Origin of the sequence: Pseudomonas sp. LTJR-52 (genome assembly GCF_003691465.1) — a bacterium.
Taxonomy (GTDB): domain Bacteria; phylum Pseudomonadota; class Gammaproteobacteria; order Pseudomonadales; family Pseudomonadaceae; genus Chryseomonas; species Chryseomonas luteola.
In genome coordinates, this window is sequence record NZ_CP033105.1 from 204,717 (window position 1) to 231,483 (window position 26,767).

29 protein-coding genes and 1 pseudogene are annotated in these 26,767 nt (G+C 60.5%); 13 read left to right on the top strand and 17 right to left on the bottom strand.

The genetic code is table 11. The annotated features are described in order from the left end of the window. Positions 1-110: 110 nt before the first annotated feature. The 6 genes from EAW52_RS00980 to EAW52_RS01005 all read right to left on the bottom strand — a co-directional run bounded on the left by EAW52_RS00980 (position 111) and on the right by EAW52_RS01005 (position 6,168). Positions 111-1,322, bottom strand: a complete 1,212-nt coding sequence (locus tag EAW52_RS00980) for a heme biosynthesis protein HemY (protein WP_122041092.1) — start codon at positions 1,320-1,322, stop codon at positions 111-113. Beyond that, complete coding sequence (locus tag EAW52_RS00985; RefSeq protein WP_256680701.1) at positions 1,319-2,488, bottom strand: uroporphyrinogen-III C-methyltransferase; 1,170 nt, start codon at positions 2,486-2,488, stop codon at positions 1,319-1,321. The genes EAW52_RS00980 and EAW52_RS00985 overlap by 4 nt, the downstream gene beginning before the upstream one ends. Positions 2,489-2,511: 23 nt before the next feature. Continuing rightward, positions 2,512-3,273 (bottom strand): uroporphyrinogen-III synthase, encoded by a 762-nt coding sequence (locus EAW52_RS00990; protein ID WP_122041093.1) that lies wholly within the window; start codon positions 3,271-3,273, stop codon positions 2,512-2,514. Beyond that, the gene (gene hemC / locus EAW52_RS00995; RefSeq protein WP_230382228.1) at positions 3,270-4,232 is read right to left on the bottom strand and encodes a hydroxymethylbilane synthase; all 963 of its coding nucleotides are present in this window, start codon (positions 4,230-4,232) and stop codon (positions 3,270-3,272) included. Before hemC ends, EAW52_RS00990 begins: the two co-directional genes overlap by 4 nt. A gap of 108 nt (positions 4,233-4,340) precedes the next feature. Beyond that, positions 4,341-5,087 carry a LytTR family DNA-binding domain-containing protein gene (locus EAW52_RS01000; RefSeq protein ID WP_010796535.1) on the bottom strand — a complete coding sequence of 249 codons (747 nt, stop codon included), beginning with the start codon at positions 5,085-5,087 and terminating at the stop codon, positions 4,341-4,343. A 4-nt stretch (positions 5,088-5,091) separates the two neighbouring features. Beyond that, positions 5,092-6,168 carry a sensor histidine kinase gene (locus EAW52_RS01005; RefSeq protein ID WP_122041094.1) on the bottom strand — a complete coding sequence of 359 codons (1,077 nt, stop codon included), beginning with the start codon at positions 6,166-6,168 and terminating at the stop codon, positions 5,092-5,094. A gap of 142 nt (positions 6,169-6,310) precedes the next feature. Between EAW52_RS01005 and argH the strand changes: the two genes are divergently transcribed. Further along, complete coding sequence (gene argH, locus EAW52_RS01010; protein WP_122041095.1) at positions 6,311-7,705, top strand: argininosuccinate lyase; 1,395 nt, start codon at positions 6,311-6,313, stop codon at positions 7,703-7,705. Between the two features lie 42 nt (positions 7,706-7,747). Here the strand turns inward: argH and EAW52_RS01015 are convergent, their stop codons facing one another. Then, a complete protein-coding gene (locus tag EAW52_RS01015; protein ID WP_010796532.1) occupies positions 7,748-8,623 on the bottom strand; it encodes an NAD(P)-dependent oxidoreductase in 876 nt (291 codons plus the stop codon). Between the two features lie 85 nt (positions 8,624-8,708). Then, positions 8,709-9,377: a glutathione S-transferase family protein gene (locus EAW52_RS01020; RefSeq protein ID WP_122041096.1), complete on the bottom strand. Its 669-nt coding sequence runs from the start codon at positions 9,375-9,377 to the stop codon at positions 8,709-8,711. A 167-nt stretch (positions 9,378-9,544) separates the two neighbouring features. Between EAW52_RS01020 and EAW52_RS01025 the strand changes: the two genes are divergently transcribed. Both EAW52_RS01025 and EAW52_RS01030 read left to right on the top strand, forming a co-directional pair. Further along, positions 9,545-10,069: a hypothetical protein gene (locus EAW52_RS01025; protein ID WP_122041097.1), complete on the top strand. Its 525-nt coding sequence runs from the start codon at positions 9,545-9,547 to the stop codon at positions 10,067-10,069. 169 nt (positions 10,070-10,238) lie between these two features. Then, positions 10,239-10,676 (top strand): hypothetical protein, encoded by a 438-nt coding sequence (locus EAW52_RS01030; protein WP_256680702.1) that lies wholly within the window; start codon positions 10,239-10,241, stop codon positions 10,674-10,676. Positions 10,677-10,679: 3 nt separating this feature from the next. Here the strand turns inward: EAW52_RS01030 and EAW52_RS01035 are convergent, their stop codons facing one another. Beyond that, entirely contained in the window at positions 10,680-11,666 is a 987-nt protein-coding gene (locus EAW52_RS01035; protein ID WP_122041098.1) for a magnesium transporter CorA family protein, read from the bottom strand. A gap of 62 nt (positions 11,667-11,728) precedes the next feature. Between EAW52_RS01035 and EAW52_RS01040 the strand changes: the two genes are divergently transcribed. Continuing rightward, a complete protein-coding gene (locus tag EAW52_RS01040) occupies positions 11,729-12,013 on the top strand; it encodes a hypothetical protein (protein WP_122041099.1) in 285 nt (94 codons plus the stop codon). A 125-nt stretch (positions 12,014-12,138) separates the two neighbouring features. Beyond that, a complete protein-coding gene (locus tag EAW52_RS01045) occupies positions 12,139-14,994 on the top strand; it encodes a class I adenylate cyclase (protein ID WP_122041100.1) in 2,856 nt (951 codons plus the stop codon). Here EAW52_RS01045 and rnk read toward each other — a convergent pair whose 3' ends face one another. From rnk to cyaY, 3 genes are all read right to left on the bottom strand, one after another. Further along, entirely contained in the window at positions 14,995-15,390 is a 396-nt protein-coding gene (gene rnk, locus EAW52_RS01050; protein WP_074821715.1) for a nucleoside diphosphate kinase regulator, read from the bottom strand. A gap of 186 nt (positions 15,391-15,576) precedes the next feature. After that, a complete protein-coding gene (locus tag EAW52_RS01055) occupies positions 15,577-15,804 on the bottom strand; it encodes a DUF1289 domain-containing protein (RefSeq protein WP_122041101.1) in 228 nt (75 codons plus the stop codon). Beyond that, complete coding sequence (gene cyaY / locus EAW52_RS01060) at positions 15,779-16,114, bottom strand: iron donor protein CyaY (RefSeq protein WP_122041102.1); 336 nt, start codon at positions 16,112-16,114, stop codon at positions 15,779-15,781. The genes EAW52_RS01055 and cyaY overlap by 26 nt, the downstream gene beginning before the upstream one ends. Before the next feature lie 175 nt (positions 16,115-16,289). Between cyaY and EAW52_RS01065 the strand changes: the two genes are divergently transcribed. The 6 genes from EAW52_RS01065 to EAW52_RS01090 are packed head-to-tail and all read left to right on the top strand — an operon-like array spanning position 16,290 to position 20,787. Further along, positions 16,290-16,415, top strand: a complete 126-nt coding sequence (locus EAW52_RS01065; RefSeq protein ID WP_010796522.1) for a lipoprotein — start codon at positions 16,290-16,292, stop codon at positions 16,413-16,415. A 14-nt stretch (positions 16,416-16,429) separates the two neighbouring features. Next, positions 16,430-17,677: a diaminopimelate decarboxylase gene (gene lysA, locus EAW52_RS01070; protein ID WP_122041103.1), complete on the top strand. Its 1,248-nt coding sequence runs from the start codon at positions 16,430-16,432 to the stop codon at positions 17,675-17,677. 6 nt (positions 17,678-17,683) lie between these two features. Beyond that, complete coding sequence (gene dapF / locus EAW52_RS01075; protein ID WP_010796520.1) at positions 17,684-18,514, top strand: diaminopimelate epimerase; 831 nt, start codon at positions 17,684-17,686, stop codon at positions 18,512-18,514. Continuing rightward, the gene (locus EAW52_RS01080) at positions 18,511-19,200 is read left to right on the top strand and encodes a DUF484 family protein (RefSeq protein ID WP_074821270.1); all 690 of its coding nucleotides are present in this window, start codon (positions 18,511-18,513) and stop codon (positions 19,198-19,200) included. Before dapF ends, EAW52_RS01080 begins: the two co-directional genes overlap by 4 nt. Position 19,201: 1 nt before the next feature. Next, the gene (xerC, locus tag EAW52_RS01085) at positions 19,202-20,095 is read left to right on the top strand and encodes a tyrosine recombinase XerC (RefSeq protein WP_122041104.1); all 894 of its coding nucleotides are present in this window, start codon (positions 19,202-19,204) and stop codon (positions 20,093-20,095) included. Beyond that, entirely contained in the window at positions 20,092-20,787 is a 696-nt protein-coding gene (locus tag EAW52_RS01090; protein ID WP_122041105.1) for an HAD family hydrolase, read from the top strand. Before xerC ends, EAW52_RS01090 begins: the two co-directional genes overlap by 4 nt. Positions 20,788-20,800: 13 nt before the next feature. Here EAW52_RS01090 and cysE read toward each other — a convergent pair whose 3' ends face one another. The 5 genes from cysE to glnK form a co-directional block, all read right to left on the bottom strand. After that, positions 20,801-21,595 carry a serine O-acetyltransferase gene (gene cysE / locus EAW52_RS01095; RefSeq protein WP_122041106.1) on the bottom strand — a complete coding sequence of 265 codons (795 nt, stop codon included), beginning with the start codon at positions 21,593-21,595 and terminating at the stop codon, positions 20,801-20,803. 96 nt (positions 21,596-21,691) lie between these two features. Then, positions 21,692-22,021 carry a transcriptional regulator SutA gene (sutA, locus tag EAW52_RS01100; protein WP_010796514.1) on the bottom strand — a complete coding sequence of 110 codons (330 nt, stop codon included), beginning with the start codon at positions 22,019-22,021 and terminating at the stop codon, positions 21,692-21,694. Between the two features lie 68 nt (positions 22,022-22,089). Then, positions 22,090-22,515 (bottom strand): secondary thiamine-phosphate synthase enzyme YjbQ, encoded by a 426-nt coding sequence (locus tag EAW52_RS01105; RefSeq protein ID WP_010796513.1) that lies wholly within the window; start codon positions 22,513-22,515, stop codon positions 22,090-22,092. A gap of 201 nt (positions 22,516-22,716) precedes the next feature. Further along, complete coding sequence (locus EAW52_RS01110; RefSeq protein WP_122041107.1) at positions 22,717-24,054, bottom strand: ammonium transporter; 1,338 nt, start codon at positions 24,052-24,054, stop codon at positions 22,717-22,719. A 42-nt stretch (positions 24,055-24,096) separates the two neighbouring features. Continuing rightward, complete coding sequence (gene glnK / locus EAW52_RS01115; RefSeq protein WP_003096476.1) at positions 24,097-24,435, bottom strand: P-II family nitrogen regulator; 339 nt, start codon at positions 24,433-24,435, stop codon at positions 24,097-24,099. Positions 24,436-24,830: 395 nt separating this feature from the next. Between glnK and EAW52_RS01120 the strand changes: the two are divergent. Both EAW52_RS01120 and EAW52_RS01125 read left to right on the top strand, forming a co-directional pair. After that, a pseudogene (locus EAW52_RS01120) lies at positions 24,831-25,076 on the top strand (accessory factor UbiK family protein); the annotation flags it as partial. A 129-nt stretch (positions 25,077-25,205) separates the two neighbouring features. Then, a complete protein-coding gene (locus EAW52_RS01125) occupies positions 25,206-26,711 on the top strand; it encodes a YifB family Mg chelatase-like AAA ATPase (protein ID WP_122041108.1) in 1,506 nt (501 codons plus the stop codon). Positions 26,712-26,767: the final 56 nt, after the last annotated feature.

Genomic DNA, 26,767 nt, shown 5'->3' on the forward strand with positions numbered 1-26,767 from the left:
CCTTTCAAGCGAAGTAAAGCAGCTTATACGCGGCAGGGCGGATGAGAGGTGCTCAAGGGGGATAAAGGGTCTGGCGTGGAGAACCGCACCAGACCCTGCCTGAACACCTCTCAGGCCCGCAGCGCCGGAGGAGTCGGACGGCTGCCGGTGCTTTCCAGCAGCAATTGGTTGCTGCGGTCCGTCTCGCCCAGATGGGCCAGAAGACGCGCCAATTCACCGCAGGCCTCGGGGGTGCGCTGGGCGCTCAGGCTGGCCTCGAGATAATCCCGCGCCTTACCCCAGAGCTGGTTGGTCTGACACAGACGGCCCAGCGTCAGCAACAGGACGGGGTCGTTTGGACGGTTGCGTAGCCAGCCCTCGGCCAACTGCAGCTGTTTGGCCGGGTCACGGCTCTTGATGTAGCCGTACAGGCGGACCAGCCGGTCGTCGTAGTTGCGCTTGATGGCAGCACGCAGTACATCCTCGGCATCATCCTCTCGGTTCAGCTCATGCAAACGAGCCGCGTAGGCATGGGCGATTTCCACGTCGCTTTTCAGCGCACTGGGGACCTGCTGCCACTGACGCGTTATCGCCTGTATGGGTGATTCATCCCCAATGGGGGTGACCTCATCCAGCGAGGCCAACCAGGCGCGGCGCTCAAGATCACTTAACTCCGATTCGCCCAGAACCCGCTGTTTACGCAACTCCGGTAGCAGCCCGATCAGCGCTGGCCAGTCACGCGTGGTCACATACAGGCGCTGCATCAGTGAGAGTACGTAGGGATGCTTGGGATACTTCGCATGCAAAGGCGCCAGGCTTGTCAGTGCCTCGGAATACTGCGCCCGATGGATCTGCAATTGAGCCTGGGTCAGGCCAATGGCCACATCGGCATGGGGCTCGCGCTCTCGGGCCTTCTGCAGAAGCGCGTCGCTTTCTTCGTACTGCCCCATCTCGTTGGCAGCCCGAGCAGCGCCCAAATAGTGAGTCAGCGGGTGTGCATCGCTTTCCGCTGCCGTCTTCAGGTGCTTGAGCGCTGACGACCAGTCACCTTCAGCCAGCTCCAGCTGACCACGATGAGCGGCCTGGGCGACACGGCGCTGCTTGTTGTAACGCGACCAGGGATTGACCACTCGGCCCGAAACGCCAAGGGCCGACAAGGCCAGCCGCAACAGGTACAGGACGATCACGGCCGCTACGATCAGGGCGAGGAACGCCCAGAAGCTCGACTCGTAACGGAAGCTGTTATAGGAGAACAGCACATAGCCTGGCTCATCCGCCATGATGACGGCTACCCCGAGGGCAACCAGTACGGCAAATAGGAACAGCAGGGTCAATCGTTTCACAGTTGCTCCTCCTGGGCAGGCGACGCAGCCGGGGGTGCAGGCTGGGCAGAAGTAGTCGATTCAGGTTGCTGGCGGCGGGCAATATACGCCTGAAGAGCCGACAGCGCCGGGCTGAGATCCGGCGGGTTGAGCGTCACAGGCTTCTGAGCCAACTCGCTTAACGCATCACGAATGGCACGACTTTCAGCGTTCTGACTGTTGAAGTGAGCCTCTAGAACACCCTGCGCCTGAGTCAGTGCACGTTGATAGACCTCCTGGTTGCCATTGAGCGCGCCCCATTGAGCCTGCTCAAGAGCCAGATTCATGGCCAGGCGGACCTGAGCCAGACTTTCTTCAGCCAGCAGAGGCTTGATGGGCTTGTCCGCTGAAAAGTCGATCCGGAAGTAGCCGGAAACACGCTCGCGCAGGCGCTGCCAGGCACGCACGAAGCGGTTTGTGTTTTCCTCGCTGGCCTGGACACCAGGCTGATCCCCCTCGGGGTGCACAAAGCGCGGCGGCAGCGGCTCAAGCGTCTGTACCTGATCTCGCAAAGCGGACAGCTGAACGAACAGGCCGGTGCGGTCCAGATCCGGCAGCTGGCGCAGCGCCTGCTGACTGTTCGCCAGCTGCTGGCGCACGGCAAAGGCGCCCGGATCGTTCTGCGACTTGAGAATCTCATCGACCGCCTGGAGCAGGTTTTGCGCGCTAGGCACATCCTGCAGCGCTGTCAGGCGCAGCGTGGCCATGCGCATCAGGTGCTCGGCCTCGGTCAGACGCCAGACTTGCCGGCTCTGTCCAACCACTTCATTGAACTGCTGGGCCAGGTGCTGCTGGTCGGCCTGCAGCTGGCTCATCAGCCGGCGGCGGCTTTCGAAATCTTCTGCATTGGGCAGTTTTTCCAGCTGAGCGGCCAGGGCCTGCTCACGCTGCTCGACCTGACGCGTCAGGCTACGGGCATCTTCAAGCTGAGCCAGCTGGGCATGATCCTGCTCATGCAGGGTCCGTGTCTGCCAGAGGCTCCAGCCACCGGCCGCCAGGCCGGCAGCGCCTACCAGCAATGCCAGCAGAGCCAGCCCGGCACTGCCACGCCGGGGCTTTTCCGGAGTCGGGGCAGGTAGAGGCGTCGCGTTGACGGTCTCGCCAGATGCCGGTACGGCATCGTCAGTGGGAGTGACTGTTTCGCTCACAAGTCCTTCCTTTGATCGGTTATTCAAGGATGATGCTCTTCAAGCGCCGCCAGTACCGCAGCGGTACTGGCGCCATGACAGGTAATGACACGCTGGATACCGGCCGCGCGGGCCTGCTCGGCCACACGCTCGCTGGGTACCAGCAGCGGCACCGAACACACGTCCGGCCATGCGGAGCCGGCCAGGGTACGCAGGTGCGCGAAACTCTGCCCACTGCTGACCATGATGCCATTGAGGCGTTCCGCTGCAAGGCACTCGGTCAGGGCATTTTGTGGATGATCCGGCAATACGCGCCGGTACAACTCAAGGTAGTCGACCTGCACGCCTCGCTCACGCAGCGTGTCGGCCATGGTTTCCCGGCCACCTTCGCCCCGCAGGATCAGCACGCGGGGATCGGCCTCCTGCAAGGCTTGATCAAGCTGCGGCAAGGCCAGGATGCCCTCGCTGTCTTCGCTCTGGTCGGGCGTGATGACCGAAAGGCCATAGGCTTCGAGAATATCCGCCGTGGCGGTGCCTACGGCGAACCAGGTCTGGTTAATAGGCGGCTGCGGCCAGTACTGGTCAAGCCGCTCCAGGCCGAGCCGGGCGGCCGGCTTGCTGACCACGATGACCGCCTTGTAGCGGTCCAGATCCAGCATGAGGGTGCGCTGCTCCGGTGTCTCAGGCAGCGGCTCGATGGCCAGTAACGGCAGGCTGGCGCTGTGAATGCCCCGCTCGTCCAGTGCAGCCGCCAGAGGTATACACTCTTCGGCCGGACGGGTCAGAAGCAGCCGCCAGGCTGTCATGGCTGAGCAGCCTCGTCGTAAACGGCCCGCAGAATGTCACCGGCGCCCTGGGCAAGTAGCTCATCCGCAACCTGGATACCCAGTGCAGACGGGTCGATAACCGATCCCCGCGCCTCGGCGCGCAGCAGCAGGGTGCCATCCGGTTGACCCACCAGGCCACGCAACCAGAGCTCTTCGCCTTCGCGGATGGCATAGCAGGCAATGGGCACTTGGCAGCCGCCGTTGAGATGGCGGTTCATGGCGCGCTCGGCAATGACGCGCTGCTCGGTCTCCAGATGATGGAGCGGCTTCAGGAGTTCGTGGACTTCGGCATCGTCCGTGCGGCACTCGATGCCTACCGCACCCTGTCCACCTGCCGGAAGGCTGTCTTCGACACTGATGGATTCACGGATGCGGTCCTGAAAGCCCAGACGGATCAGCCCGGCCGCTGCCAGAATGATGGCGTGATAGTCGCCTGCATCCAGCTTGGCAAGGCGCGTATTGACGTTGCCCCTTAGGAAACGAATCTCAAGGTCTGGGCGTTGGGCCAGCAGCTGGGCCTGACGGCGCAGACTGGAAGTACCCACAATGCTACCGGCTGGCAGATCCGCCAGACTGGAATAGGTGTTGGAAACGAAGGCATCGCGTGCATCTTCCCGCTCGCAGATGGCATAGAGCCCAAGGCCTTCGGGAAACTCCATCGGCACATCCTTCATGGAATGTACGGCAATGTCGGCCTCGCCTTCGAGCAGCGCCGTTTCCAACTCCTTGACGAACAAGCCCTTGCCACCAATCTTCGCCAGCGGTGCATCAAGCAGCTTGTCGCCCCGGCTGGTCATCGGCAACAGACTGACGTGCAACCCCGGGTGGGCTGCCTCCAGACGGGCCTTTACATACTCGGCCTGCCACAGGGCAAGCGCACTTTGACGCGTGGCAATGCGAATCTCGCGGTTCATGAGCCTATTCCGGGATTGAAACATGACCGGAATGATAACAGGCTCTCCTGTCGCAAGCCGCTTTCGGCCTGATAGGCAAGACCAATCGTCCGCGCGCCGTGCGCACAGAACGGCAGGTCCTGCCCCTCAGCGTCACAGGTTCTGCATCAGGCGCCGTACACCGGCTACATGTCGTCGGCTGACCGTCAACGCATCGCCATTGAGCCCTTTCAGATACAGCTGGAAATGGCCCAGCGGCGTACGCTGCAAGCGCTCGATCCGCTCCCGCGCCACCAGGGCATTGCGGTGGATACGGACGAACCGGTCACCGAACTCGTCTTCCAGCGCCTTCAGCGGCTCGTCCAGCAGGACTTCACCGTTGCCGTGACGCAGGGTCACGTATTTGTGATCGGCAATGAAATAAACGACATCATCCAGCGGAATCAGCTCGATGCCCTTGCGGGTCCGGGCGCTGATATGGCTGCGCGGCCCCGGACCGCCGCTGGACGGCGGCTTGGTCAGTGCAGCCAGCTGAACGCGGTTAGGGCGTTCGGCTTTTTTCAGGGCCTCCTCAAGATCTTCCTGGCGTACCGGCTTGACCAGATACCCCACGGCACTGACCTTGAAGGCCTCCAGTGCAAATTCATCATGGGCGGTTACGAAAATAACCGCAGGCGGTGCTTCTCGCTCGCATAGTCGGGCAGCTACTTGTAGCCCGTCCAGACCTGGCATACGAATATCGAGCAATACGATATCCGGCTTCAGGCTTTCGACCAGGGCCAACGCTTCTTCGCCATTGCTGGCGGAGGGCTCCAAGACTTTATAGCCGTCTAGTTGCCCAACCAGACGGGCCAGACGCTCGCGCGCCAACGGTTCGTCATCGACGATTAGGACGTTCATAGGCTCAGGCTTCCTGCGTGAGTCGCTCGCATGGATAGCGAAGACAGGTTATGTGCCGTTGGTCACGGCGTTCGATTTTGAGACTCGCTCCCGGGCCGAAAAGTGCCGTTAGTCGCGATTCGATATTGGTTAAAGCCTGTTTCGTACCTTTTGGCGGCCGAGGATGTTGCTCGGCCTGCTCATCGAATGGATTGCTCATCGATAATTCGAATATCCCTGCGACATAGGTCGCCTCGACCACCACACATCCACCCTCGATCCGCGGCGCAATCCCGTAAATCAAGGCGTTTTCCAGAAGCGGTTGCAGCGTCAACTGCGGGATCGGCAGATCATCCGGCACACCATCGATGCGCCAGTCGACCTGAAGACGATCTCCCAAGCGTAGCTTCTCGATCTCCAGGTAGCGACGTGACAGCTCCAGTTCTTCCGACCAACGAATCCGTGTTCCAGGCTTGGACAGGCTTGCCCTGAACAGGCTGGACAGGTCTAGCACGGCACGTTCAGCCTTGTCGGCGTCGATGGCGATCAGGCTGGCAATACTGTTGAGGCTGTTGAACAGAAAATGCGGACGGATACGAGCCTGAAGCGACTCGATCCGGGCCTTGAGTTCGGCCTGCTGCTGGCGCCGCCACTGGCTCTGCAGGTAAAAATACCGCAGCATCAGGGCCGACATGATCAGCGCGATCAGGGCATGCCGCTCATACAGCTTAAGCTCGCCGGACTGCTGCATAGGGCCGGCCAGCTCCAGCCAGTCAGCCACGGCAGTGCAGGCCAGGGTCAGCCCCACCACCAGGGCACAGCAGATAACTCCAGCCAATGCCGGCTTCAGGCGTGCCAGAAAGGGCCGCAGGCGGCAGAGAACGGCGGCCGAGAGCAGCACGTTCCATTGCACGAACAGCGAGACCAGCGCCAACCGTACCCAGTTGAAGGATGTGGTCAGAGGATCGGCCAAAACGAGCACCAGGACCAGCAGTTCCGCCAGCACAATCAGGACAAGCAGGGCTTCCGACTCGCATAGCTCCGGTACGAAAAACTCATCGACCGGTGCAGGCCGGCGCTTGGTCAGGTATTTGATAGGCATGGTCAAAGTGTTTACTACTATCCGACGAACGGCAAGGTTGTTTTAAAGTTAACGGGATAACTGTGGTGCACGTTGCACCAGCGCAAGGCTGTTATCATCCCGTCACGTCCATTCACGTTCAGTGCCATTTGCGAGCCCACCAATGAGCAACGAAAAAACCAATCAATCCTGGGGCGGTCGCTTCAGCGAACCCGTCGACGCCTTCGTCGCACGTTTTACCGCTTCGGTCGACTTCGATAAGCGCCTGTACCGCCACGACATCATGGGCTCCATCGCTCACGCCACCATGCTGGCCAAAGTGGGTGTATTGACGGATGCCGAACGCGACGCCATCGCAGACGGACTGAACCAGATCCAGCACGAAATCGAGACAGGCCAGTTCGAGTGGCGCGTCGATCTCGAAGACGTGCACATGAACATCGAAGCCCGTCTTACTGACCGTATCGGCATCACTGGTAAAAAACTTCACACCGGTCGCAGTCGAAATGATCAAGTCGCGACAGACATTCGGTTGTGGCTACGCGACGAGATCGATGTAATCCTCGCGGAGATCACTCGCCTGCAGCAGGGTCTGCTGGAGCAGGCCGAGCGTGAAGCCGACACCATCATGCCCGGCTTCACCCATTTGCAGACCGCGCAGCCCGTGACGTTCGGGCATCACCTGCTGGCCTGGTTCGAGATGCTGTCACGCGACCATGAGCGTCTGGTGGACTGCCGCAAGCGCGTGAACCGCATGCCGCTGGGCAGCGCCGCCCTGGCCGGAACCACGTACCCGATCCAACGCGAGATCACATGTGAGCTGCTAGGCTTCGAGGCCGTTGGCGGCAATTCGCTGGATGGTGTATCCGATCGCGACTTCGCCATCGAATTCTGCTCGGCTGCCTCGCTGGCCATGATGCACCTGTCGCGCTTCTCTGAAGAGCTAGTACTGTGGACGAGCGCCCAGTTCCAGTTCATCGATCTGCCCGACCGCTTCTGCACGGGCTCCTCGATCATGCCGCAAAAGAAAAACCCGGATGTGCCGGAGCTGGTGCGCGGCAAGACGGGCCGTGTATTCGGCGCCCTGACGGGCCTGCTAACGCTGATGAAGGGCCAACCGCTGGCCTACAACAAGGACAACCAGGAAGACAAGGAGCCGCTGTTCGACGCCGCCGACACGCTACGTGACTCCCTGCGCGCCTTTGCCGATATGATCCCGGCCATCAGGCCCAAGCGCGACGTTATGCGTGAAGCCGCCCGTCGTGGTTTCTCCACGGCTACCGACCTGGCTGATTATCTGGTGCGCAAGGGGCTGCCCTTCCGTGACTGCCACGAGATCGTGGGACATGCCGTAAAATATGGCGTGGATTCCGGCAAGGATCTGGCTGAAATGAGTCTGGAAGAGCTGCGCCGTTTCAGCGATCAGATTGAGCAGGACGTGTTTGACGTCCTCACCCTGGAAGGCTCGGTCAACGCCCGTGACCACATCGGCGGCACCGCACCGGCGCAGGTCCGCGCCGCCGTTCAGCGCGGCCGGGAATTACTGGCGAGCCGGTAAATCGGAACAGGGCGCCATACACGTGATGGCGCCCTGCTCTGCCTATGCCTGCCCGGAGCGCTTGAGCGCACGACCGCCCAATGCAGACCAGTCCAGATGCCCCTCGCCCTGGGCGACGGCTTCCAGCAGGTTATCCCGCAGCACACTGCCAAACGGCAGCGGTACGTTCTTCGCCTGACCAGCACTCAGCGCCAGCCCGACATCCTTCAGGCCAAGGGTCAGCTTGAAGGCAGCCGGCTCGAAGCGCTGCTCAGCAATCATCGCTCCGTAATTCTTGTAAGCCGGTGCCGCAAACAGGGTGTTGGTGAGGATATTCAGCAGATCGGCTGGCTCGACGCCATAACTCTTGGTCAAGGCGGACGCTTCGCCCATCGTCTCGATAGCGCTTGCCAGCATGAAATTACCGGCAATCTTGACGATATTGGCCCGTAGCGGGTCCTCGCCCAGCGGCCATGTCGTTTGGCCCATGGCATCCAACAACGGTTGGACCTTATCCACCGCAGCCTGCGGGCCAGCCACAACAATGTTCAGCTTGCCGGCTACGGCCACATCGGTACGCCCGAAGACTGGTGCGGAGATGTAGTCGACGCCTGCCTTGGCATGACGCTCGATCAATTCGGCTACAAAGGCAACCGACAGCGTGGCCATGCTGAGGTGGATCGCCCCCGCGCGGGCACGGTCCAGCGCGCCACTGTCGAGGATGACGGCGCGGGTAGAGGCGTCGTCCGCCAGCATGGACACCACCACCTCGGCATCAAATGCGTCCGCGGGCTCGCTGGCGGCCTTGGCACCCTGGCTGACCATTTCCTGAACTGCCTGCTGCGAGCGATTCCAGACCAGGACCTCATGGCCGGCCTTGATCAGGTTGCCGGCCATGCCCTTGCCCATTCCACCCAAACCGATGAATCCGATACGCATGACAATGTCCTCGTTACTGATGGCTAAGTGCTGGATTGACCATCATGCCAGACGAGTGTGCCCTGCGATCGACAAAACGCTTGGGTCAGGCGCTCTCCAGACGCTTGCGAACCATGGCCAGAAAACTGCTCATGGATTGGGCCTTTTCTTCGTATAGCTGCTGCACATGGGCGTTCTGCTTCAGGCGATCCAGCAGCGCCTGGGCAGCCGGAAAGCCTGCCATCAAGTCGAGGCTGAACAATTGCTCGGCAACCCCACGGGCAAGGTCGATGCTGTAGAGAAAGTAGACATCGGCCAGGGTCAGGGTATCGCCTGCCACATAAGGCGAGAACACCCCCTGCCGCTTGAGCGTGGCGATACCAGACCTTAATTCGTGGCGAGCCTTTTCCTTGATAGCTTCGTCAACCTTGGCACCAAAGAATACCTCCGGGTAACACTGACGCGCCGGCAGCTCGATATAGAGTTCGATCTCGCGCATGAGGGTACGCACGCGGGCACGCGCGAACGGATCGGTCGGCAACAGCGGCGTTCCCGGTTGGGTTTCCTCGATGTACTCGAGAATCACGCTGGTTTCGCTGATAAAGCCATGTTCGGTTTCCAGCACCGGTATCTTGCCGCAGGGGCTGACCGCAAGAAATTGTTCGTCCTGGCTGGGGAAAACCGTGACGGATTCGAATTCCAGCCCCTTTTCGAGCAACGCAAACTTGATCATGTTGTAGTAGTTGCTGACGGGAAACCCATAGAGCTTGAGCATTCGACATGCCTCCAAGGCATTGGACAGATAAGCCAGATAACCGTAGACGCCCAATGCGTCGGTGAAAAGTTTTTCTTGTACAAGACTTCGCGCGTTGCCTTTGAACCGGAACTCTACACGGTCTTAAAAGCCCTACAAGAGAGCTTTTTTGAGCAGGAGCGATCCACATGATGAGCCCTACGGGAGCCGCGCATCCCCGTACGGACAAGGCGGAAACACTCTTTGGCAGCCTCCGGGAGCAGCTTGATTTCTACCGCGCGGAGATCCAGTTCGAGTCGTCGATGTTGTCCAACCGAACCAACGCCTATCTATCATCGCAGTCCTTCCTGATGATTGCGTTCGCGTCTTCAATGAGCAATACCAACAGTCAATGGGGCACTCAGTTCACCCTATATGTGCCTACTCTGCTGGCATTGTTGGGTTTGGTGACATCGATCCACGCCTGGCCTGGCATCAAGGCTGCCTTTGATGTAATCGAGCATTGGCACCGTAAACAATGCGAGCTGCTGGACTCCCTGAACGAGCCCTGTGTAACCCGCGTGACGCCGCTTTACGGTGCAGGAAACGAGCCTCTCAATGGCAGCCGTTACCGAAAATCGCTGCTGTTTTCGCTGCGCTCCCCGCTTATCTTCAGTGTGGTATGGGCGTTTCTGGGGGTGCTGGCGGTCTCGCTGCATCTGCTGTACGGCTAAGTAAAAGGGCTACGGATGTGAGCTGCTGATCATCGGTCAGCCTCTACAAGCGTTGCCAACAACGCCGTTACGACCGGCTAGTAACGGTTAGCAACCACTCATCGATACTGAATCAACTTCCGCGATAACCAGTCGATGGCATGGCACCCTTTCGAAGAGACAGGATGCCATGTCCACAATAACCGACCGACTCGCCACCTCGCTGAACGTTGCCTTCCAACCGCCATCCACTTCGCCTTCATCTGCCACTTCTGCAGACACTGATACCTCTGCGACGTCCGTGGAAAAGAGCGGGAAAACCGATCAAGGGCTGACACTAAAGGGTGCGCCTGCCGGTGGCGGTCAGGTTCAGAGCGGCAGCGACTCCGATAGCACGATCGAAAAGCTCAAGAAGACCATCAAGGATCTGGAAAAACAGCTGCAGCGTGCACAAAAGGAGTTGCAGCAGGCCCAGGCCAGCAATGCCTCCGAGCAGGAAAAGCAGATACGAGTACAGGCGGCGCAAGCCCAGATCAGCAGCCTCAGTGCCTCGCTGCAACAGGCCTATGCGGCGCTGCTCCAGGCTACCAGCGGTAGCACGGGCTCCGTTGTCAGCACGACGGCCTGACCCTTACAGCCAGCCGCGGAACTTGAACCAGGCGTACGGGATGATGGCTGATACCACCATGCCTACCAGGGCAAGGGGATAACCGAAGTGCCAGCTCAGTTCAGGCATGTTTTCAAAGTTCATCCCGTACACCGTACCGACCAGCGTGGGCGGCAGGAACAGAACGGCAGCAATCGAGAACACCTTGATGATGCCGTTCTGCTCGATATTGATCAGGCCCAGGGTGGCATCAAGTAGAAAGCTGATTTCGTTGTTCATGCGGTTCTGGTAGTCCCCCAGCGAGCGGGAGTCACGCTCGACGGTTTTCATCCAGGCTTTGGCTTCACGACAGATCCACTCGCTGGCGGCTCGGCGCAGGTAGCTGAGCAATCGATTGATACCTAGAAGGCTATCACTCAACCGGGCCAGCAGCAGGCTGCTGCGTCCTAACTGCTTCAGAATGGATTGCAGATCCGACTTGGGCGCCTTGGGCCCTTCGTCATCAGGCTTGGGCTCCCGGAAAATGGCATTGGCCAGCCGGTTATGATGGGCCTGAACCGATTCGAGAATATCGGCAATCCGGTCGACCAGGCTGTCGAGCAGCGAGATGAAAATGGTATCGCTGCGCTTGTGCAGTCCGGGGTGCTGGCTGAGCTTGGTGCGAAAGGCACGAAAGGCTGATAGCTCGGCGTAACGCACCGTTACCAGCCACTCGGGCGTCAAAACAAAGTTGAGCACCGAGGCCGTCGGCTGGTGTTCACTGAATCCGCTAACGACCGTTGTCGTCATGTGCAGGGCACGTTCACTCTCGTACAGACGGGACGACTCTTCAATTTCGGCCATCTCTTCCCGGGTCGGAATGTTTACCGCCAGGCTCTTTTCCAGGAACTGCTCTTCTTCATCGGTAGGCGATAAAAGATCGATCCACAAGGCATCCTGAGGGAAAGGCTCGTCGGGCGTGATGGTCTTAGGGGTTAACATACCGTTAACGAGGGTGTAGCAGGTGATCATTGCTGCTTGAACTCCATTATCTGCCAGTGACTGGCATCAACTGTCCTGAGTGAACCAATACCATGTCTGACCATGATGACAACGAAGAATCCTTTGTCGAATCCCATTTGATCTCGGCGATCGAGAACCAATTGGCGGCCGGCGAACCGCCTTTTACACAGGCCGTCCTCAATAAACTGACCCTGGTAGGGCACGAACGTGAGGAAATCGTCCACCTGATGGCGATTGTGCTGGCCAACGAGATCGAAACCATGATGACCGAAGACCGCCCCTTCGACACGGCCCGCTACGAACAATTGCTGCGGGCGCTGCCGGACCTGCCGGAAACCGGTACAGACGTGGAGTAGCGCAGAGCGGACCGCCCACCGGTGGTTTTGGACAGGCGGTAGCGTCCAGCGAGACGAACGCACTGTGAACCAGTCGTACTTTATGGGTACGACTGGTACGCTTGCGGCTTAGCTATGGACCCGTCATGACCCGTTTCCCTGACCTTCAACTGGATGACGACGAGGGCATTGATCGCAAAGCCCTCAAGCAGGTACGCGCGCGCTTTCTGACCATCAACACAGGTCGCCTCGTTCGCGCTCTGGAAGGCCTGCCCAGCCGACAGCAGCCGGTATTGACCCTGCTGCCCCTGTTGCTGCACGTCAACCATCCCATGCTGCCGGGCTATGTCTCGGCCAGTACGCCGGCCGGCCTGACCGGCTTTGAGCCGACGGACGAACAGCTGGCAGAAGCCCGTCGCCTTACCCGCTCGTTTGCCTATAAGCCCGCACGTACACATCGGGACGAGCCGCTGCATGGCCTTTACCTCATGGGCAGCCTGGGCACCCTGACCCAGGCCGACAGCAGCGACCTGGATATCTGGCTCTGCCATGCCCCCGGCATGAGTGCACAGGCGCTCGCCGAGTTGAAGCGCAAGTGCGCCCTGCTTGAAACCTGGGCGGCCTCGCTCAATGCCGAGCTGCATATCTTTCTGATTGATGCCGACCAGTTCAGCCAGGGCCAGCGCCCGGGGCTCCTGACGTCGGACGATTGCGGTACGGCGCAGCACTTTCTGCTACTCGACGAGTTCTATCGCACCGCCATCTGGCTAGGCGGCCGTACGCCGTTATGGTGGCAGGTGCCGGTCGCTCAGGAGGAGAGCGACTACGAAGGCTTTACCCAGCGACTATTGCACCATCGCTTCATCAAGGCGCGCGAGGTACTGGATTTCGGCCATATCGACCACATCCCTCCAGGCGAATACATTGGCGCCGGGCTGTGGCAACTATTCAAAGGGATCAGCTCGCCCTACAAATCAGTCCTGAAACTCATGGTGACCGAGCTGTACGCCTGCGAGCACCCGCACACGGTCACGCTCAGCCGACGCCTCAAACAGCTGGTCCATTCGGGCGTCACGGATCTCGATCAGGTCGATCCCTATAGGCTGGTGTACCAGCGCCTGGAAGAATATCTGCTCCTGCGCGGCGACCTGGATCGGCTCGAACTGGTCCGTCGTTGCCTGTACCTCAAGGTTGGCAAGCCCCTGAGCCGTCCGCCCCGGCAAGGCCGCAAGAGCTGGCAACGTCTGCTGATGGAAAAGCTGACCCAGTCCTGGGGCTGGGATGAGCATATGCTGCGCAAGCTGGACGAGCGCCAGGGCTGGAAGGTAGATGACGTCAGCGCCGAGCGTCGGATTCTGGTCAATGCCCTGACTCACAGCTACCGCTTCCTGGCGCAGTTCGCCCAGCAACAGCAGGTTGAAAGCCACCTTGCCCCGCGCGACCTGAGTATTCTGGGGCGCCGCCTGTATGCGGCGTTCGAGCGCAAGGCCGGCAAGATCGACTTTATCAACCCGGGCATTGCGCCAGACCTGGCCGAGGAGTTCGTTACTCTGGTGCAGGAAGAGCGCCCCTTTGGCGAGCGCCGCCGCCCGTGGTCATTGCACCGTGGCAACCTGACGGCAGAAGAGTGCCATTCGCACTCCCCACTCAAGCGCACCTGGGAACTGGCCGAGCTGCTGGCCTGGTGTCGTTACAACGGCATTATCGACAATGCCACCCGCCTGACCCTGCATGCCGGCGAGAGCGACCTTACCCCGTTCGAACTCAACAACCTGATTCAGAGTTTCCAGCAGAGCTTCACCGACCGACCGGACACCGTACCGGAAGCCGTCCTGCTTCGCCCGGCCGCGCCCCGCGAGGTGTTGCTGCTGATCAACGTAGGGATTGATCCGCTCTACCAGCACAGTCAGCGCAACGTCTACCTCACCAGCGATCGTATCGACGCCCTGGGCTACGCCGGGATGCGTGAAAACCTGGTGCTGACGCTGGACCAGATCACCCTCAACAGCTGGAACGAACTGTACGTCAACCGCTTCGAAGGGGCCAATGCCCTGCTCGACTGCTTATGCGCGTACTTCAACAGCCTGCCCTCTGGCGATCAGGAGTCACTGCCTCGCCTGTCGATTCGCAGCTTTTGCCGGAACCGGGCACCGCTGATTGTAGAACGCGTGGAAGCAGTGTTCGACGAAGTCCGCACGGCCATGCTGCGTGAGCACAAGACACGCTATCTGCTCCAGATCCAGCAGCGTTTCCACATGCTCGAGCTGCGCGAGGGCAAGCTGAGCCATACGCCCCTGGCCGACCGGGATTCGCTGTTGCTGCACCTGTCCGCTCCAAAGCAGGAATGGACGCCCCTGAGTCTGGACCCCCATGCATTGGAGGGTGACGAACTCGGCCTTATCCTGCCGCTGGGCCGTACCGGCAGCATTCAGGTGTTTTATCGACAGGAAGGTGAAACGGCACGTGTCTACGTACTGGATGAGCACAACGCCCTCTGGTCACAGCGCTTGCCTTTCCATGATGAGCAGACGTTGCTGGCCCCCCTGCAGCGTTTCCTGCATTCCATTCACCGTCGACAGAGTGCCCAGGTGCCCCTGGAGGCCAGTCGGGTACCGCTGGCTGAGATGCACTATTTCCAGGTCCTGCCCCCAGCACCTCAACGGGCGCGCCATCTGGAGCGGCGACAGATTGATCTGCCCCTGGAAACGGTGCCGTACTATGCGGTTCAGGCCATTGTGACCGCCACCAAGGCCGGGCGCCGCCTGGTAACCTTATACTGCGATCACCGTGAGTTTTCCGAGCTCGACTACGGCCCACGGCTGTACCAGGAGGTGGCACGCCATATCCTGGCGCGCCGCCGTACCGGAGAACGTTACCGCTGCTACCTGACGGATCTGGATCTTCTGCACGTGCCTGGCGAGCCTCGCCCGCACACCCTGGCCTACCTGAGGCTTAAGGCAGAGCTGGAAGAGGCGCTCAACCAGGCATTCATGGCAGTCTGATCAGTAGCCGACTGCTTTGGCCGTCGGCTCCAGCTCCAGTAGCGACAGGTGCAGCGTTTTCCCGCCGGGTGCCGTGCACTCAACGCGCTGACCTACCGTCTGGCCCAGCAGTGCACTGCCCACGGGCGTCAGCACGGATACGGTGCCTTCTTCCCGGGCTTCGTTGGGATACACCAGACGCAGGTGGTACTCCTTGCCACTGCCTTCTTCGCGGCAATGCACTTGGGAATGCATGGTCACAACACCTTCCGCCTCATCAGGCGGTACCACCTTGGCGCGCTCCAGCTCCTCTTCGAGCGCCTCGGCAGCCGGGCCGAATTCCTCAAGGCTATCGAGCAGGCGGTCGAGCTGCTGGTAGTCAGTCTGCGTAATGATGGGCTGAGCGATCTGGCGCATGATGCCTCCTTTGGCGGCTGGATGTCGGAAACGCGCTTGCAGCAGCGGCTGCAGGCGGCGCTTCGAGGTACTGAACAGCATGTCTCATGCCGAAACGGATGCCGCACGGGCGGCGTTGGGAGTGCAGCCCTTCGGCTGCGGATGGCCTGACCGTAACACAGGGATCAGGGTAGACGGAACCACCGGTCAGCCAGTGTTGGATCGATGGTCCCTGCGCGCCTGTGCGGCCAGAATGATGGCCCGACGCACTTCGGCTGACGCTTCGCCCCAGACCAGAATGTCATCCAGTGTGCGACCGCAGCCCAAACAGATATCGTGATCGTCCAGGCAACAGCGTCGAATGCAGGGCGAGGCCACCGATTCGGCGTCCTCCCCTGATAACGCGAGATCAGAGCTGGCTGAAATCGAGCTCATCGCCCGTCTGCTCGCGAACGACACGGGTCAGAAGTTCACCCAGCGGCTCCTGGGTGCTGTCGCAGATCCACTGGTTGCCCGCTTCGTCATAATCGAAGTGATAGCCGCCTGAGCGGGCCGCCACCCAGAGCTGCCGTAGCGGAGGCTGACGACTCAGAATGACCTGACTGCCGTTTTCCAGGCGAATCGTGAGGACACCAGCGCTGTTCTCCAGATCCAGGTCCAGATCGCTGTCGTCGAGGATGTCTTCGACCGCCTGCTGGGTAGTATCGACAAGATCGTGGAAGCGGGCTTCGCTCAGACTGCTCATGGGATTCCTTGAATCGGTATTGAAAAGACCTCGACGTTACCCCGGCGACAGTCCCTCGTCCAGTCGCAAAGACGGCTGCACCGCCCAGGCCTGTCAGGCACGCTCGGCGTTACATAGGCAAGGGGGCAGGTGCCGGGTATACTCCGGGTCAATCATGCTTTTCAAAGGATTCGCCATGAAGCGCCTTTCCCTTGCTCTAATTGCTTTCGCATGCCTGCTGGCAGGCTGCGGCCAAAAAGGTGACCTGTACCTTCCGGACGATGAAAAAGCGGCTCACGAGCATCGCCACGACACGTTCTGACCAGGGAGCCTTCCATGGAGTCATTTACATCCCGCGCAGGTAGCCTGCATGCGGAAGGTGTGCCGCTGAGCGCTATTGCAGAGCGCTTCGGCACGCCCACTTACGTGTATTCCCGGGCACACATCGAGGGCCAGTACCGCGCCTATACCGATGCGCTGGCCGGGCTGCCTCATCTCGTCTGCTTTGCCGTCAAGGCCAACTCCAACCTGGGCGTTCTTAACGTCCTGGCACGGATGGGTGCAGGGTTCGACATCGTGTCCCGTGGCGAGCTGGAGCGTGTACTGGCCGCTGGCGGCGAAGCCGCCAAGGTGGTGTTCTCCGGGGTCGGCAAGACCCGAGACGACATGCGCCGCGCGCTGGAAGTCGGCGTGCACTGCTTCAATGTGGAGTCCCGGGTGGAGCTTGAGCGCCTGCAGGAAGTCGCCGCCGAAATGGGCCGCAAGGCACCCGTCTCGCTGCGGGTGAATCCTGATGTGGATGCCGGCACACACCCGTACATCTCCACCGGCCTCAAGGAAAATAAGTTTGGTATCGATATCGCCGAGGCCGAGGCCGTATACGCCCGCGCAGCGGAGCTGCCAAACCTTGAGATCATCGGAGTGGACTGCCACATCGGCTCCCAGCTCACCACGCTCGAGCCGTTCATCGATGCGCTGGATCGTTTGCTGGCACTGATTGACCGCTTGGCCGAGCGTGGTATCACGATTCGTCACCTGGACCTCGGTGGCGGCCTGGGCGTGCGCTACCGCAACGAGGAGCCGCCTCTGGCGAGCGATTACATCAAGGCGATCCGCGAGCGCATTGCCGGAAGGAATATCGCTCTGGTCTTCGAGCCCGGCCGCTTCATCGTGGCCAATGCCGGCGTGCTGCTTACGCGTGTGGAATACCTCAAGCACACCGAGCACAAGGACTTCGCCATTATCGATGCAGCCATGAACGACCTGATCCGCCCGGCCTTGTATGAAGCCTGGATGGACGTCGTGCCCGTGACGCCTCGCGATGGCGAGACCCGTGCCTATGATCTGGTCGGCCCGATCTGCGAGACCGGCGACTTCTTGGCCAAGGGCCGGGATCTGGCGCTGGCCGAAGGTGATCTACTGGCGGTCTGCTCTGCAGGCGCCTATGGCTTTACCATGAGTTCGAATTACAACAGTCGCGGTCGTGCGGCTGAGGTGCTGGTAGATGGCGAGCAGGCCTTCGAAGTGCGCCGCCGTGAGACGGTCGAGGAACTCTATGCAGGCGAAAGCCGGCTACCGGAGTGACCTCTCATGCTATTGCGGTTTACCAAGATGCACGGGCTTGGCAATGATTTCATGGTCCTTGACCTGATCAGCCAGCACGCGCATATCCAGCCCAAGCACGCCCGCCAGTGGGGCGATCGGCACACGGGGGTCGGCTTCGATCAGCTCCTGATCGTCGAAACGCCAAGCAACCCGGATGTCGATTTCCGCTATCGGATTTTCAACTCCGACGGCTCAGAGGTCGAGCAGTGCGGCAATGGTGCTCGCTGCTTTGCCCGCTTTGTCTTCGACAAGCGTCTGACGGTCAAGAAAGTTATCAAGGTCGAGACCAAAGGCGGCATCATCGAGCTGCGGCTGCGTAACGACAATCAGGTGACGGTTGACATGGGTGCGCCGCGCCTTGAGCCCAGGCAGATTCCATTCGAGGCCGACGCCGAGGCGATCAGCTACCCGGTACAGGTCGAGGGTCGTACCGTCGAACTTGCAGCGGTGTCCATGGGCAACCCTCACGGCGTCCTGCGGGTCGACAATGTCGATACCGCGCCAGTGCATGAACTCGGCCCCAAACTTGAGCATCATCCCCGTTTTCCGAACCGGGCCAATATCGGTTTTCTCCAGGTCATCGATGAACACCGGGCGCGCCTGCGCGTCTGGGAGCGCGGTGCCGGTGAAACCCAGGCCTGCGGGACCGGCGCCTGTGCAGCCGTGGTTGCGGGTATTCGCCAGGGCTGGCTAAATTCGCCTGTACAGATCGAGCTGCCCGGCGGCCTGCTCGATATCGAATGGGCCGGCCCCGGCAAGCCGGTGCTCATGACAGGACCCGCCGTCCGTGTATACGAAGGCCAGGTACGTTTATGACAGACCAAACGCCCCCGCTGGATGCCGATCAGGTTGCGGCCTGGCTGGAACAGCATCCGGACTTCTTTGCAGACCGCGAGGACCTGCTGGCCGAGATGCGCATTCCACACCAGCGCGGCACGGCGGTCTCCCTTGTGGAGCGCCAGCTGGGTCTGCTGCGCGACCGCAACGTCGAGATGCGTCATCGGCTGGCGCATCTGATGGATGTGGCCCGCGATAACGACCGCTTGTTCGATAAAACCCGCCGTCTCGTGCTTGATCTCATGGATGCCAATACATTGGAAGATGTGATCAGCACAGTCGAAGACAGTTTGCGCCATGAGTTCAAGGTGCCTTATGTAGGGCTGATTCTGTTCCACGAATCGCCCTTGCCGGTAGGCCGCAGCGTAACCAGCGCCGAGGCGCACCAGTGTATTGGTGGACTGCTGTCAGGCGGCAAGGCGGTCAGCGGGGCGTTGCGCTCACATGAGCTGAAGTTTCTGTTTGGCGAAGCCGCGCAGGACGAGGTTGGATCGGCCGCGGTTGCACCCTTGATTCACCAAGGCATGCATGGCGTACTTGCCATTGGAAGTCCTGATCCACAGCATTACAAGAGCTCGCTAGGCACGGTATTTCTAACCCATGTGGCGGAAGTGCTGTCTCGCGCCCTGCTGCGCTTTCCCACTCCTCTTCGCTCGGTACGCTGACATGGAAGAACGCCTCGACGCTTACTGCCAACACCTACGCAGCGAGCGTCAGGTGTCGGTCCATACCCTTGACGGCTACCGCCGTGACCTGCTGAAACTCCTGGCATTCTGCCACGAAGAACAGCTCACCGACTGGAACAACCTTGACGCCCGCCGGCTGCGCGCCCTCATCGTTCAGCTGCACCGCAAAGGCCAGTCCAGCCGCAGCCTTTCTCGTCTGCTCTCGGCCATCCGGGGCTTTTATCAGTACCTCATTCGCGAGGGAGTCTGCCAGCATGACCCCGCCAATGGTGTCAGTGCACCCAAAGGCCAGAAACAGCTACCCAAGAACCTCGACGTGGACCGCACCACACAGCTCCTGGATGGCGCTGTGGAGGATGACTTCATTGCCCTGCGCGACCAGGCGATGCTTGAACTCTTCTATTCCTCTGGTCTGCGCCTGTCCGAGCTGGTCGGGCTGGATATTGTCGATCTGGACCTTAAAGATGGCCTGATCAGCGTTCGCGGCAAGGGCAACAAGCGGCGTATCGTCCCGGTGGGCAGCAAGGCGCGAGAGGCTATGGAACGCTGGCTGCCGCAACGTGTCCTGGCCGCCCAGGATGATGCCGTGTTCATCGGTCAGAGCGGCCGACGCCTCACGCCAAGAGCGATTCAGCTGCGCGTCCGTGAAGCGGGCGTACGCGAACTGGGCCAGCACCTGCACCCGCACATGCTGCGCCATAGCTTTGCCAGTCATATGCTGGAAACTTCCCGTGACCTGCGCGCCGTACAGGAGTTGCTGGGCCACGCGGACATCGCCACGACCCAGATCTATACCCATCTGGATTTCCAGCACCTGGCACAGGTCTATGATGATGCCCATCCACGTGCCAAGCGAAAAACAGAATCCACATGACTATCCGCCTGATTACCTTCGATCTCGATGACACCCTCTGGGATATAGCCCCGGTCATCCACAGCGCCGAAGATGCGCTTCGTACCTGGATGGAAACCGAGGCATCACGGCTGGGACCGGTCCCGGTTGAGCACCTGTGGCAGATCAGGGATCGGCTCCTGGAGCGCGACCCCGGCCTCCGGCACCGCGTCAGCGAACTGCGCCGCCGCGTCATTCATGGGGCCTTGCAGGATGCCGGTTACGAAGAACCTGAGGTCGGGCAGCTGGCCGAAGCCGGTTTCGCCATCTACCTGGCTGCTCGTCAGCAGGTCACCCTGTACGAGGACGTGCACGAGACGCTGGAACAGCTATCGCTGCGCTATGACCTGGGCGTACTGACCAATGGCAATGCTGATGTTCACGAGATCGGCCTGGCTGACTATTTCCGTTTTGCCCTATGCGCAGAAGAGCTGGGTATCGGCAAGCCCGACCCGCATCCCTTCAACGAAGCGCTACGCCGGGCAGGCGTGACCGCCGATGCGGCGGTGCACGTAGGCGATAACCCTGTCGATGACATCCAGGGCGCTCAGCAGGCCGGGCTACGGGCCATCTGGTTCAACCCTACAGGCAAGCCCTGGTCCAGTGAAAATGCGCCGGATGCCGAGATCCGCAGCCTCAACGAGCTCCCTGCGGTATTGGAGCGCTGGAACTAACCGACACGGTGGATCAGTCCTGATCGAACGACTGATCCATCACCAGTGCCGGTTGTTCGTGGCGTGGCGTGCCAACCGGTCGGGCCGGGTTGCCGACCACGGTGGTATGCGGTGCGACCGGCTTGAGCACGATGCTGCCCGCCCCAACTTTGGCTCCTTCGCCAATTTCGATGTTGCCCAGAATCTTCGCGCCGGCGCCGATCATCACACCACGTCGCACCTTGGGATGCCGGTCACCACACTCCTTGCCCGTCCCGCCGAGGGTGACCGCCTGCAGAATGGACACGTCATCCTCGACCACCGCCGTCTCGCCAATCACGATACCCGTACCATGGTCGAGCATGATGCCCTGCCCAATGCGGCTGGCCGGATGGATGTCTACAGCCAGCATCTCGTTACAGCGAGCCTGGATATAAAGCGGCAGCATGCGGTTCCCGTCGAGCCAGAGCCGGTGTCCGAGGCGGTAGGCCTGGATCGCCAGGAAGCCCTTGGAAAACAGGAAAACCTCCAACGGGGTATCGAAGGCAGGATCGCGTGTGACCGTGGCCTCAAGGTCAGCCCAGGCGCTCTCGATCAGCGCAGGATGCTCCTGCTGCACGCTCACGAAACGCGCGTGCAGCGTCTGCCGCTGCACCGCATCGACGGTAAGCGTTCGGCTCAGGCGAAATGCCAGGGCACTCCCCAGCGCTTTCTGCTCCAGAATGGATTCGGTCAGCCAGGGCTCCAGGGCGCGCTCCTGGACAATGGCACTGGAGGCAAGGTCACGCAGGCTCTGCCAGCGCGCCTGAAGGGTTGGGGTTGAGGTCATCGGTATGAAGTCTTCCTGCAGATGGACTGCACAGGATAATGTCCACGCCAGAATCCGCCACCCATAAAAAACCCGCCATACAGGCGGGTTTTAAAATCATATCGGGCGGCTGCCGTACTTGCTGTCAGGCTTTTTAGGCGGGTCAGCAACAACATTCGCGTCGATCTCCTGCACTTTACCGCCACGGGCCAGAAACTCTTCCATGGCCTTGGCGAGCGCATCACGCTCCTTCTGCTTGGCCTCGATGGAGGGCAACTCCTCGGGCTCGGCTTCTTTTTTCTTCTTCCCTTTGCCTGCAGCAGGTTCTTCCGCCTCGGCACTGTCGTCGACTTCTACATCGGGCTCGTCTGCGGCCGCAGCAAAGTCCTCGGTATCGTCATCGTCAGTGGACTCGATATCGTCCTGTTCCAGCTCTTCATCACTCATAAAAAACCCTCGAAAACCAGGTTAGTTATTGACCAGCCGCGAGTTTGACGTGGCTGCTCAAGAAAAATTCATGCTGGCATACCTTGCAAGGTAGCCATTATCCGACGAGCGCCGCCATGGTCGCGGTGCTCACCCAGGTAAATCCCCTGCCACGTCCCTAGCGCCAGCCTTCCGGCCTGCACGGGTATGGTCAGGCTGCAGCCCAGAAGGCTGCTCTTGAAGTGCGCCGGTAGATCGTCCGGCCCTTCGTAATCGTGTTCGTACCCTGGCACGTTCTGCGGCACGAGCTGGTTGAAGAACCGCTCGAAATCGCGACGCACCGCACTGTCGGCATTTTCATTGATCGTCAATGAAGCCGACGTGTGCTGCAGCCACAGGTTCAGCAGCCCGATCTGACAGCTTTTCAGTTCGGGCAAAGCCGATTCCACCTCATCCGTGATGAGATGGAATCCACGGCTTCGGGCGCGCAGCGTGATCTGTCGCTGATGCCACATGGCGGACTCCTAGGCTTGCTGGGCGCGCATTCTAGCGCGGCTTTCGAAAAAACAAAGAGGCTCTTTAAAGCTGACGTTCAGACCGGGGCTGCGAGCCGGTGTTCCGGGCAATAACGCACGAAAAATGACTTTCTTTCGCGCATACGAAAAGAGCGCCCGAAGGCGCCCTTTTTTGACCGATAAACGGTAGCCGGCTCGCTATTACATATTGTAACCACGCTCGTTGTGCAGCGTCAGGTCCAGACCCACGGTCTCTTCCTCATCGCTGACACGCAGGCCCATGACCATGTCGATCACCTTCAGGATGACGAAGGTCAGGATGCCGGTATACACCAGTGTGAACAGCACGCCCTTGAGCTGAATCCACAGCTGGCCGCCAATATCGGTCACGGTGCCGAAGCCGCCCAGAGCCGGTGCTGCGAAGATACCGGTCAGCAGCGCGCCCACGATACCGCCGACACCATGCACACCAAAGGCGTCCAGGGAATCGTCATACCCAATCTTGCGCTTGAGGCTGGTGGCGCAGAAGAAACAGATCACACCCGCGACCGCACCGATGATCAGCGCACCCATCGGGCCGACTGTACCGGCAGCCGGAGTAATGGCCACCAGACCGGCAACCACACCCGAGGCGATCCCCAGGGCGCTGGGCTTACCGTGGGTGATCCATTCAGCAAACATCCAGGCCAGAGCTGCCGAGGCGGTTGCGATCTGGGTAACCAGCATCGCCATGCCGGCAGTGCCGTTTGCCGCAACGGCGGAGCCTGCGTTGAAACCGAACCAGCCCACCCACAGCATGGCAGCACCGACCAAGGTATACCCCAGGTTGTGCGGTGCCATCGGGGTGGTCGGATAGCCCTTGCGCTTGCCCAGCACCAGGGCAGCCACGAGACCAGCAATACCGGCGTTGATGTGAACCACGGTGCCACCAGCAAAATCCAGCACGCCCCAATCCCACATCAGGCCACCGTCACCGCTCCACACCATGTGGGCGATCGGTGCATAGACCAAGGTGAACCACACACCGGTAAAGACCAGCATGGCAGAGAACTTCATGCGCTCGGCGAATGCACCCACGATCAGCGCCGGGGTGATGATCGCAAAGGTCATCTGAAAGGTGACGAAAATACTTTCGGGGAACAGCGCAGCCGGTCCTGTCAGCCCATCATGGGTAATGGAACTCAGGAAGGCCTTGCCGAAACCGCCAATAAAGGAATTGAAATTGGTTACGCCTTTTTCCATGCCTGTGGTATCGAAGGCAAGGCTATAACCGTAGATCATCCAGAGAATACTGATCAGGCCGGTAATGGCGAAACACTGCATCATTACCGACAGGATGTTCTTGGCACGAACCATGCCGCCATAAAACAGCGCCAGACCCGGAATGGTCATGAAAAGCACGAGTGCTGTAGACACCAGCATCCATGCCGTATCGCCGCTATTCAACGTCGGCTCCGCTGCTGCTTCCTGAGCCATGGCAAGGCTCGGCATAGCGAGGGACAAAAGGGCTCCTAGCCCTGCGTACTTGCGCAGAGTCATGATGTTCTCCTGGGGCTTTGGGGGTATGGAGTACGGTGTTTTTTAAATAGCGTCGGTATCGGTTTCGCCGGTCCGGATGCGGATGGCTTGTTCCAGATTTACAACGAAAATCTTGCCGTCACCGATCTTGCCGGTGTTGGCTGCCTTGGTAATGGCCTCGATGACACGATCGAGCTGGTCATCGGCAATGGCGACGTCGATCTTCACCTTGGGCAGGAAATCGACAACGTACTCGGCGCCACGGTATAGCTCCGTGTGCCCCTTCTGGCGACCGAAACCCTTGACCTCGGTGACGGTGATGCCTTGAACGCCGATCTCGGACAACGACTCGCGGACGTCGTCGAGCTTGAACGGCTTGATGATGGCGGTGACTAGTTTCATGAACTTCTCCCGAAAAGTGGACTTGCCCCAGGAACGAACCCCGTCTCAAGTCTAAGCGCAGTCTGTGGCTTTGTAACGTCGCCCCGCTCTAAAACGGTTCGCCGCCACCCTCGCCCGCCTACGAAGCAATCACCGCTTCGCTTCCGCATCCCTGGTGCGTGATGCCTCTGTCATAACGGCTAAAGCAGAAACCTTGCCATTTCGTGCAAAGCCGCATGGCGCAACGCCTCTATGCGCTTCGGTTGGATAAGATAGTGTCCATTTCACAGCAGATCGCACCATCCTGGCGCACAGTGCCCGGAAGAGGCGCCCAAAAAATGTGCAGATGCCCGGCATCCTAGCGCTGGAAAGGAGCGTGATACACTGGTCCAAACACTTTTTAATGGATGAAGCGTATGTTCCCACCCAAAGCGCTACTCGACTCCCTGACCCAACAAGCCAGCCGCCTGTTCGGAGAAGGCTCGCCCCGTGCCGATATCGAAAACCAGTTCAAGGCTCTGATGCAGAGCGGATTCAGCAAGCTCGATCTGGTTAGCCGTGAAGAATTCGACACCCAGATGCTGGTCCTTGAACGCACCCGCGCTCGCCTTGAGGCCTTGGAAGCTCGCCTGGCCGAATTGGAAGGCCAGGGCAAAGAGCCTGTTGCTGCCGCCCAGCCTGCACAGGACATACCGACATCAGCCAAAATGGCTTTCCAGAACAACAAAACGGAACCCACCCCGCCGACCGCCGAATAACCCGGCCGGCGGGACACTGATCAAGGAGTGATCATGTCCCTCGCCATCGTTTGTAGCCGCGCCCAGGTAGGCGTGGAAGCCCCCTGCGTCACTGTAGAAGCGCATCTGGCCAACGGTCTGCCAGCATTAACCCTGGTCGGCCTGCCGGAAACCGCTGTCAAGGAGAGTAAGGATCGCGTGCGTAGCGCCATCCTCAATTCAGGCTTCGACTTTCCGGCACGCCGCATCACCCTAAATCTTGCTCCTGCCGACCTGCCCAAGGATGGTGGCCGCTTCGATCTGGCCATTGCCCTTGGCATTCTGGCGGCCAGTGCGCAGTTACCCGCGGATGCCCTGGCCGATATCGAATGCCTGGGTGAGCTGGCGCTCTCTGGTGCACTGCGCCCCGTCCAGGGCGTATTACCCGCAGCGCTTGCCGCACGGGAAGCCGGACGCACACTGATCGTGCCCCACGAAAACGCTGAGGAAGCCAGCCTGGCTGGCGGGCTCAAGGTCATCGCGGTGGGCCATCTGCTGGAGATCGCAGCGCACTTTACCGGGCAGACGCCCCTTACGCCGTACGAGGCCCAGGGCCTGAGACGGCAGGAGCAACCCTATCCCGACCTTGTTGACGTGCAGGGCCAAGTGGCTGCCAAACGCGCTCTGGTGGTTGCAGCGGCAGGCTCGCACAACCTCTTGCTGGCAGGCCCACCCGGGACCGGGAAAACCCTATTGGCCAGCCGCCTGCCCGGTCTGCTGCCGCCTCTGAATGAGTTCGAAGCCCTGGAAGTGGCCGCGATTCACTCGGTCGCCAGCCATACCCCCATGGCTCACTGGCCGCAGCGGCCATTCCGGCAGCCGCATCACTCGGCCTCGGGCCCCGCCCTGGTGGGTGGCGGTAGTCGCCCTCGCCCGGGCGAGATCACTCTGGCGCATCAAGGCGTGCTGTTTCTGGACGAGCTGCCCGAATTTGACCGCAAGGTGCTAGAGGTTCTGCGCGAGCCGCTGGAAAGCGGCGAGATTGTGATTTCCCGCGCCCGGGACCGTGTCCGCTTTCCGGCCCGCTTCCAGCTGGTCGCCGCCATGAACCCCTGCCCATGCGGCTATCTGGGTGATCCGGCCGGCCGCTGCCGTTGCTCGCCCGACCAGGTACAACGTTATCGTGGTAAACTTTCCGGTCCACTGCTGGACCGGATCGACATGCATATCACTGTCGCCCGGGAAAGTGTGCGTCTGGGCGGCCCTGACACCAAGAACGATTCCGGCCGCCTTACAACGCAACAGGCTGCCGAACAGGTCGCCGCCGCCCGTGAGCGGCAACTGGCTCGCCAAGGGGTGGCGAATGCCTTTCTGGATTTGCGTGCCTTGCACCAACACTGTGCATTGACGGTAGACGACCAGCGGTGGATCGAGAGCGCAGGTGAACGGCTGGGGCTGTCCCTGCGCGCCCTGCACCGAGTGATCAAGGTGGCACGTACGTTAGCCGATCTTGCAGCAGAGCCGCAGATTTTGCGGTCTCATCTGGCTGAAGCATTGCAGTACAGACCCGCGAGTGCCTGAGGTGACCTGAGCGACAACCACCTCGTGTTTCAATGCCGACCCTCGGAGCGGGTCGG

Excerpts from the sequence above, each read along its gene's own strand:
- EAW52_RS01045 (WP_122041100.1), top strand. The coding sequence starts at position 12,139 with ATGACCCGTTTCCCTGACCTTCAACTGGATGACGACGAGGGCATTGAT.
- EAW52_RS01020 (WP_122041096.1), bottom strand. The coding sequence starts at position 9,377 with ATGCTCAAGCTCTATGGGTTTCCCGTCAGCAACTACTACAACATGATC.
- EAW52_RS01080 (WP_074821270.1), top strand. The coding sequence starts at position 18,511 with ATGACAGACCAAACGCCCCCGCTGGATGCCGATCAGGTTGCGGCCTGG.
- EAW52_RS01110 (WP_122041107.1), bottom strand. The coding sequence starts at position 24,054 with ATGACTCTGCGCAAGTACGCAGGGCTAGGAGCCCTTTTGTCCCTCGCT.
- EAW52_RS01025 (WP_122041097.1), top strand. The coding sequence starts at position 9,545 with ATGATGAGCCCTACGGGAGCCGCGCATCCCCGTACGGACAAGGCGGAA.
- xerC (WP_122041104.1), top strand. The coding sequence starts at position 19,202 with ATGGAAGAACGCCTCGACGCTTACTGCCAACACCTACGCAGCGAGCGT.
- glnK (WP_003096476.1), bottom strand. The coding sequence starts at position 24,435 with ATGAAACTAGTCACCGCCATCATCAAGCCGTTCAAGCTCGACGACGTC.
- EAW52_RS01035 (WP_122041098.1), bottom strand. The coding sequence starts at position 11,666 with ATGATCACCTGCTACACCCTCGTTAACGGTATGTTAACCCCTAAGACC.
- EAW52_RS01055 (WP_122041101.1), bottom strand. The coding sequence starts at position 15,804 with ATGAGCTCGATTTCAGCCAGCTCTGATCTCGCGTTATCAGGGGAGGAC.
- cysE (WP_122041106.1), bottom strand. The coding sequence starts at position 21,595 with ATGACCTCAACCCCAACCCTTCAGGCGCGCTGGCAGAGCCTGCGTGAC.
- hemC (WP_230382228.1), bottom strand. The coding sequence starts at position 4,232 with ATGTTTCAATCCCGGAATAGGCTCATGAACCGCGAGATTCGCATTGCC.
- rnk (WP_074821715.1), bottom strand. The coding sequence starts at position 15,390 with ATGCGCCAGATCGCTCAGCCCATCATTACGCAGACTGACTACCAGCAG.
- EAW52_RS01040 (WP_122041099.1), top strand. The coding sequence starts at position 11,729 with ATGTCTGACCATGATGACAACGAAGAATCCTTTGTCGAATCCCATTTG.
- argH (WP_122041095.1), top strand. The coding sequence starts at position 6,311 with ATGAGCAACGAAAAAACCAATCAATCCTGGGGCGGTCGCTTCAGCGAA.
- EAW52_RS01000 (WP_010796535.1), bottom strand. The coding sequence starts at position 5,087 with ATGAACGTCCTAATCGTCGATGACGAACCGTTGGCGCGCGAGCGTCTG.
- EAW52_RS01015 (WP_010796532.1), bottom strand. The coding sequence starts at position 8,623 with ATGCGTATCGGATTCATCGGTTTGGGTGGAATGGGCAAGGGCATGGCC.
- lysA (WP_122041103.1), top strand. The coding sequence starts at position 16,430 with ATGGAGTCATTTACATCCCGCGCAGGTAGCCTGCATGCGGAAGGTGTG.
- EAW52_RS01005 (WP_122041094.1), bottom strand. The coding sequence starts at position 6,168 with ATGCCTATCAAATACCTGACCAAGCGCCGGCCTGCACCGGTCGATGAG.
- EAW52_RS01125 (WP_122041108.1), top strand. The coding sequence starts at position 25,206 with ATGTCCCTCGCCATCGTTTGTAGCCGCGCCCAGGTAGGCGTGGAAGCC.
- dapF (WP_010796520.1), top strand. The coding sequence starts at position 17,684 with ATGCTATTGCGGTTTACCAAGATGCACGGGCTTGGCAATGATTTCATG.
- EAW52_RS01030 (WP_256680702.1), top strand. The coding sequence starts at position 10,239 with ATGTCCACAATAACCGACCGACTCGCCACCTCGCTGAACGTTGCCTTC.
- EAW52_RS01065 (WP_010796522.1), top strand. The coding sequence starts at position 16,290 with ATGAAGCGCCTTTCCCTTGCTCTAATTGCTTTCGCATGCCTGCTGGCA.
- sutA (WP_010796514.1), bottom strand. The coding sequence starts at position 22,021 with ATGAGTGATGAAGAGCTGGAACAGGACGATATCGAGTCCACTGACGAT.
- EAW52_RS01105 (WP_010796513.1), bottom strand. The coding sequence starts at position 22,515 with ATGTGGCATCAGCGACAGATCACGCTGCGCGCCCGAAGCCGTGGATTC.
- EAW52_RS00990 (WP_122041093.1), bottom strand. The coding sequence starts at position 3,273 with ATGACAGCCTGGCGGCTGCTTCTGACCCGTCCGGCCGAAGAGTGTATA.
- EAW52_RS01090 (WP_122041105.1), top strand. The coding sequence starts at position 20,092 with ATGACTATCCGCCTGATTACCTTCGATCTCGATGACACCCTCTGGGAT.
- cyaY (WP_122041102.1), bottom strand. The coding sequence starts at position 16,114 with ATGAGCAGTCTGAGCGAAGCCCGCTTCCACGATCTTGTCGATACTACC.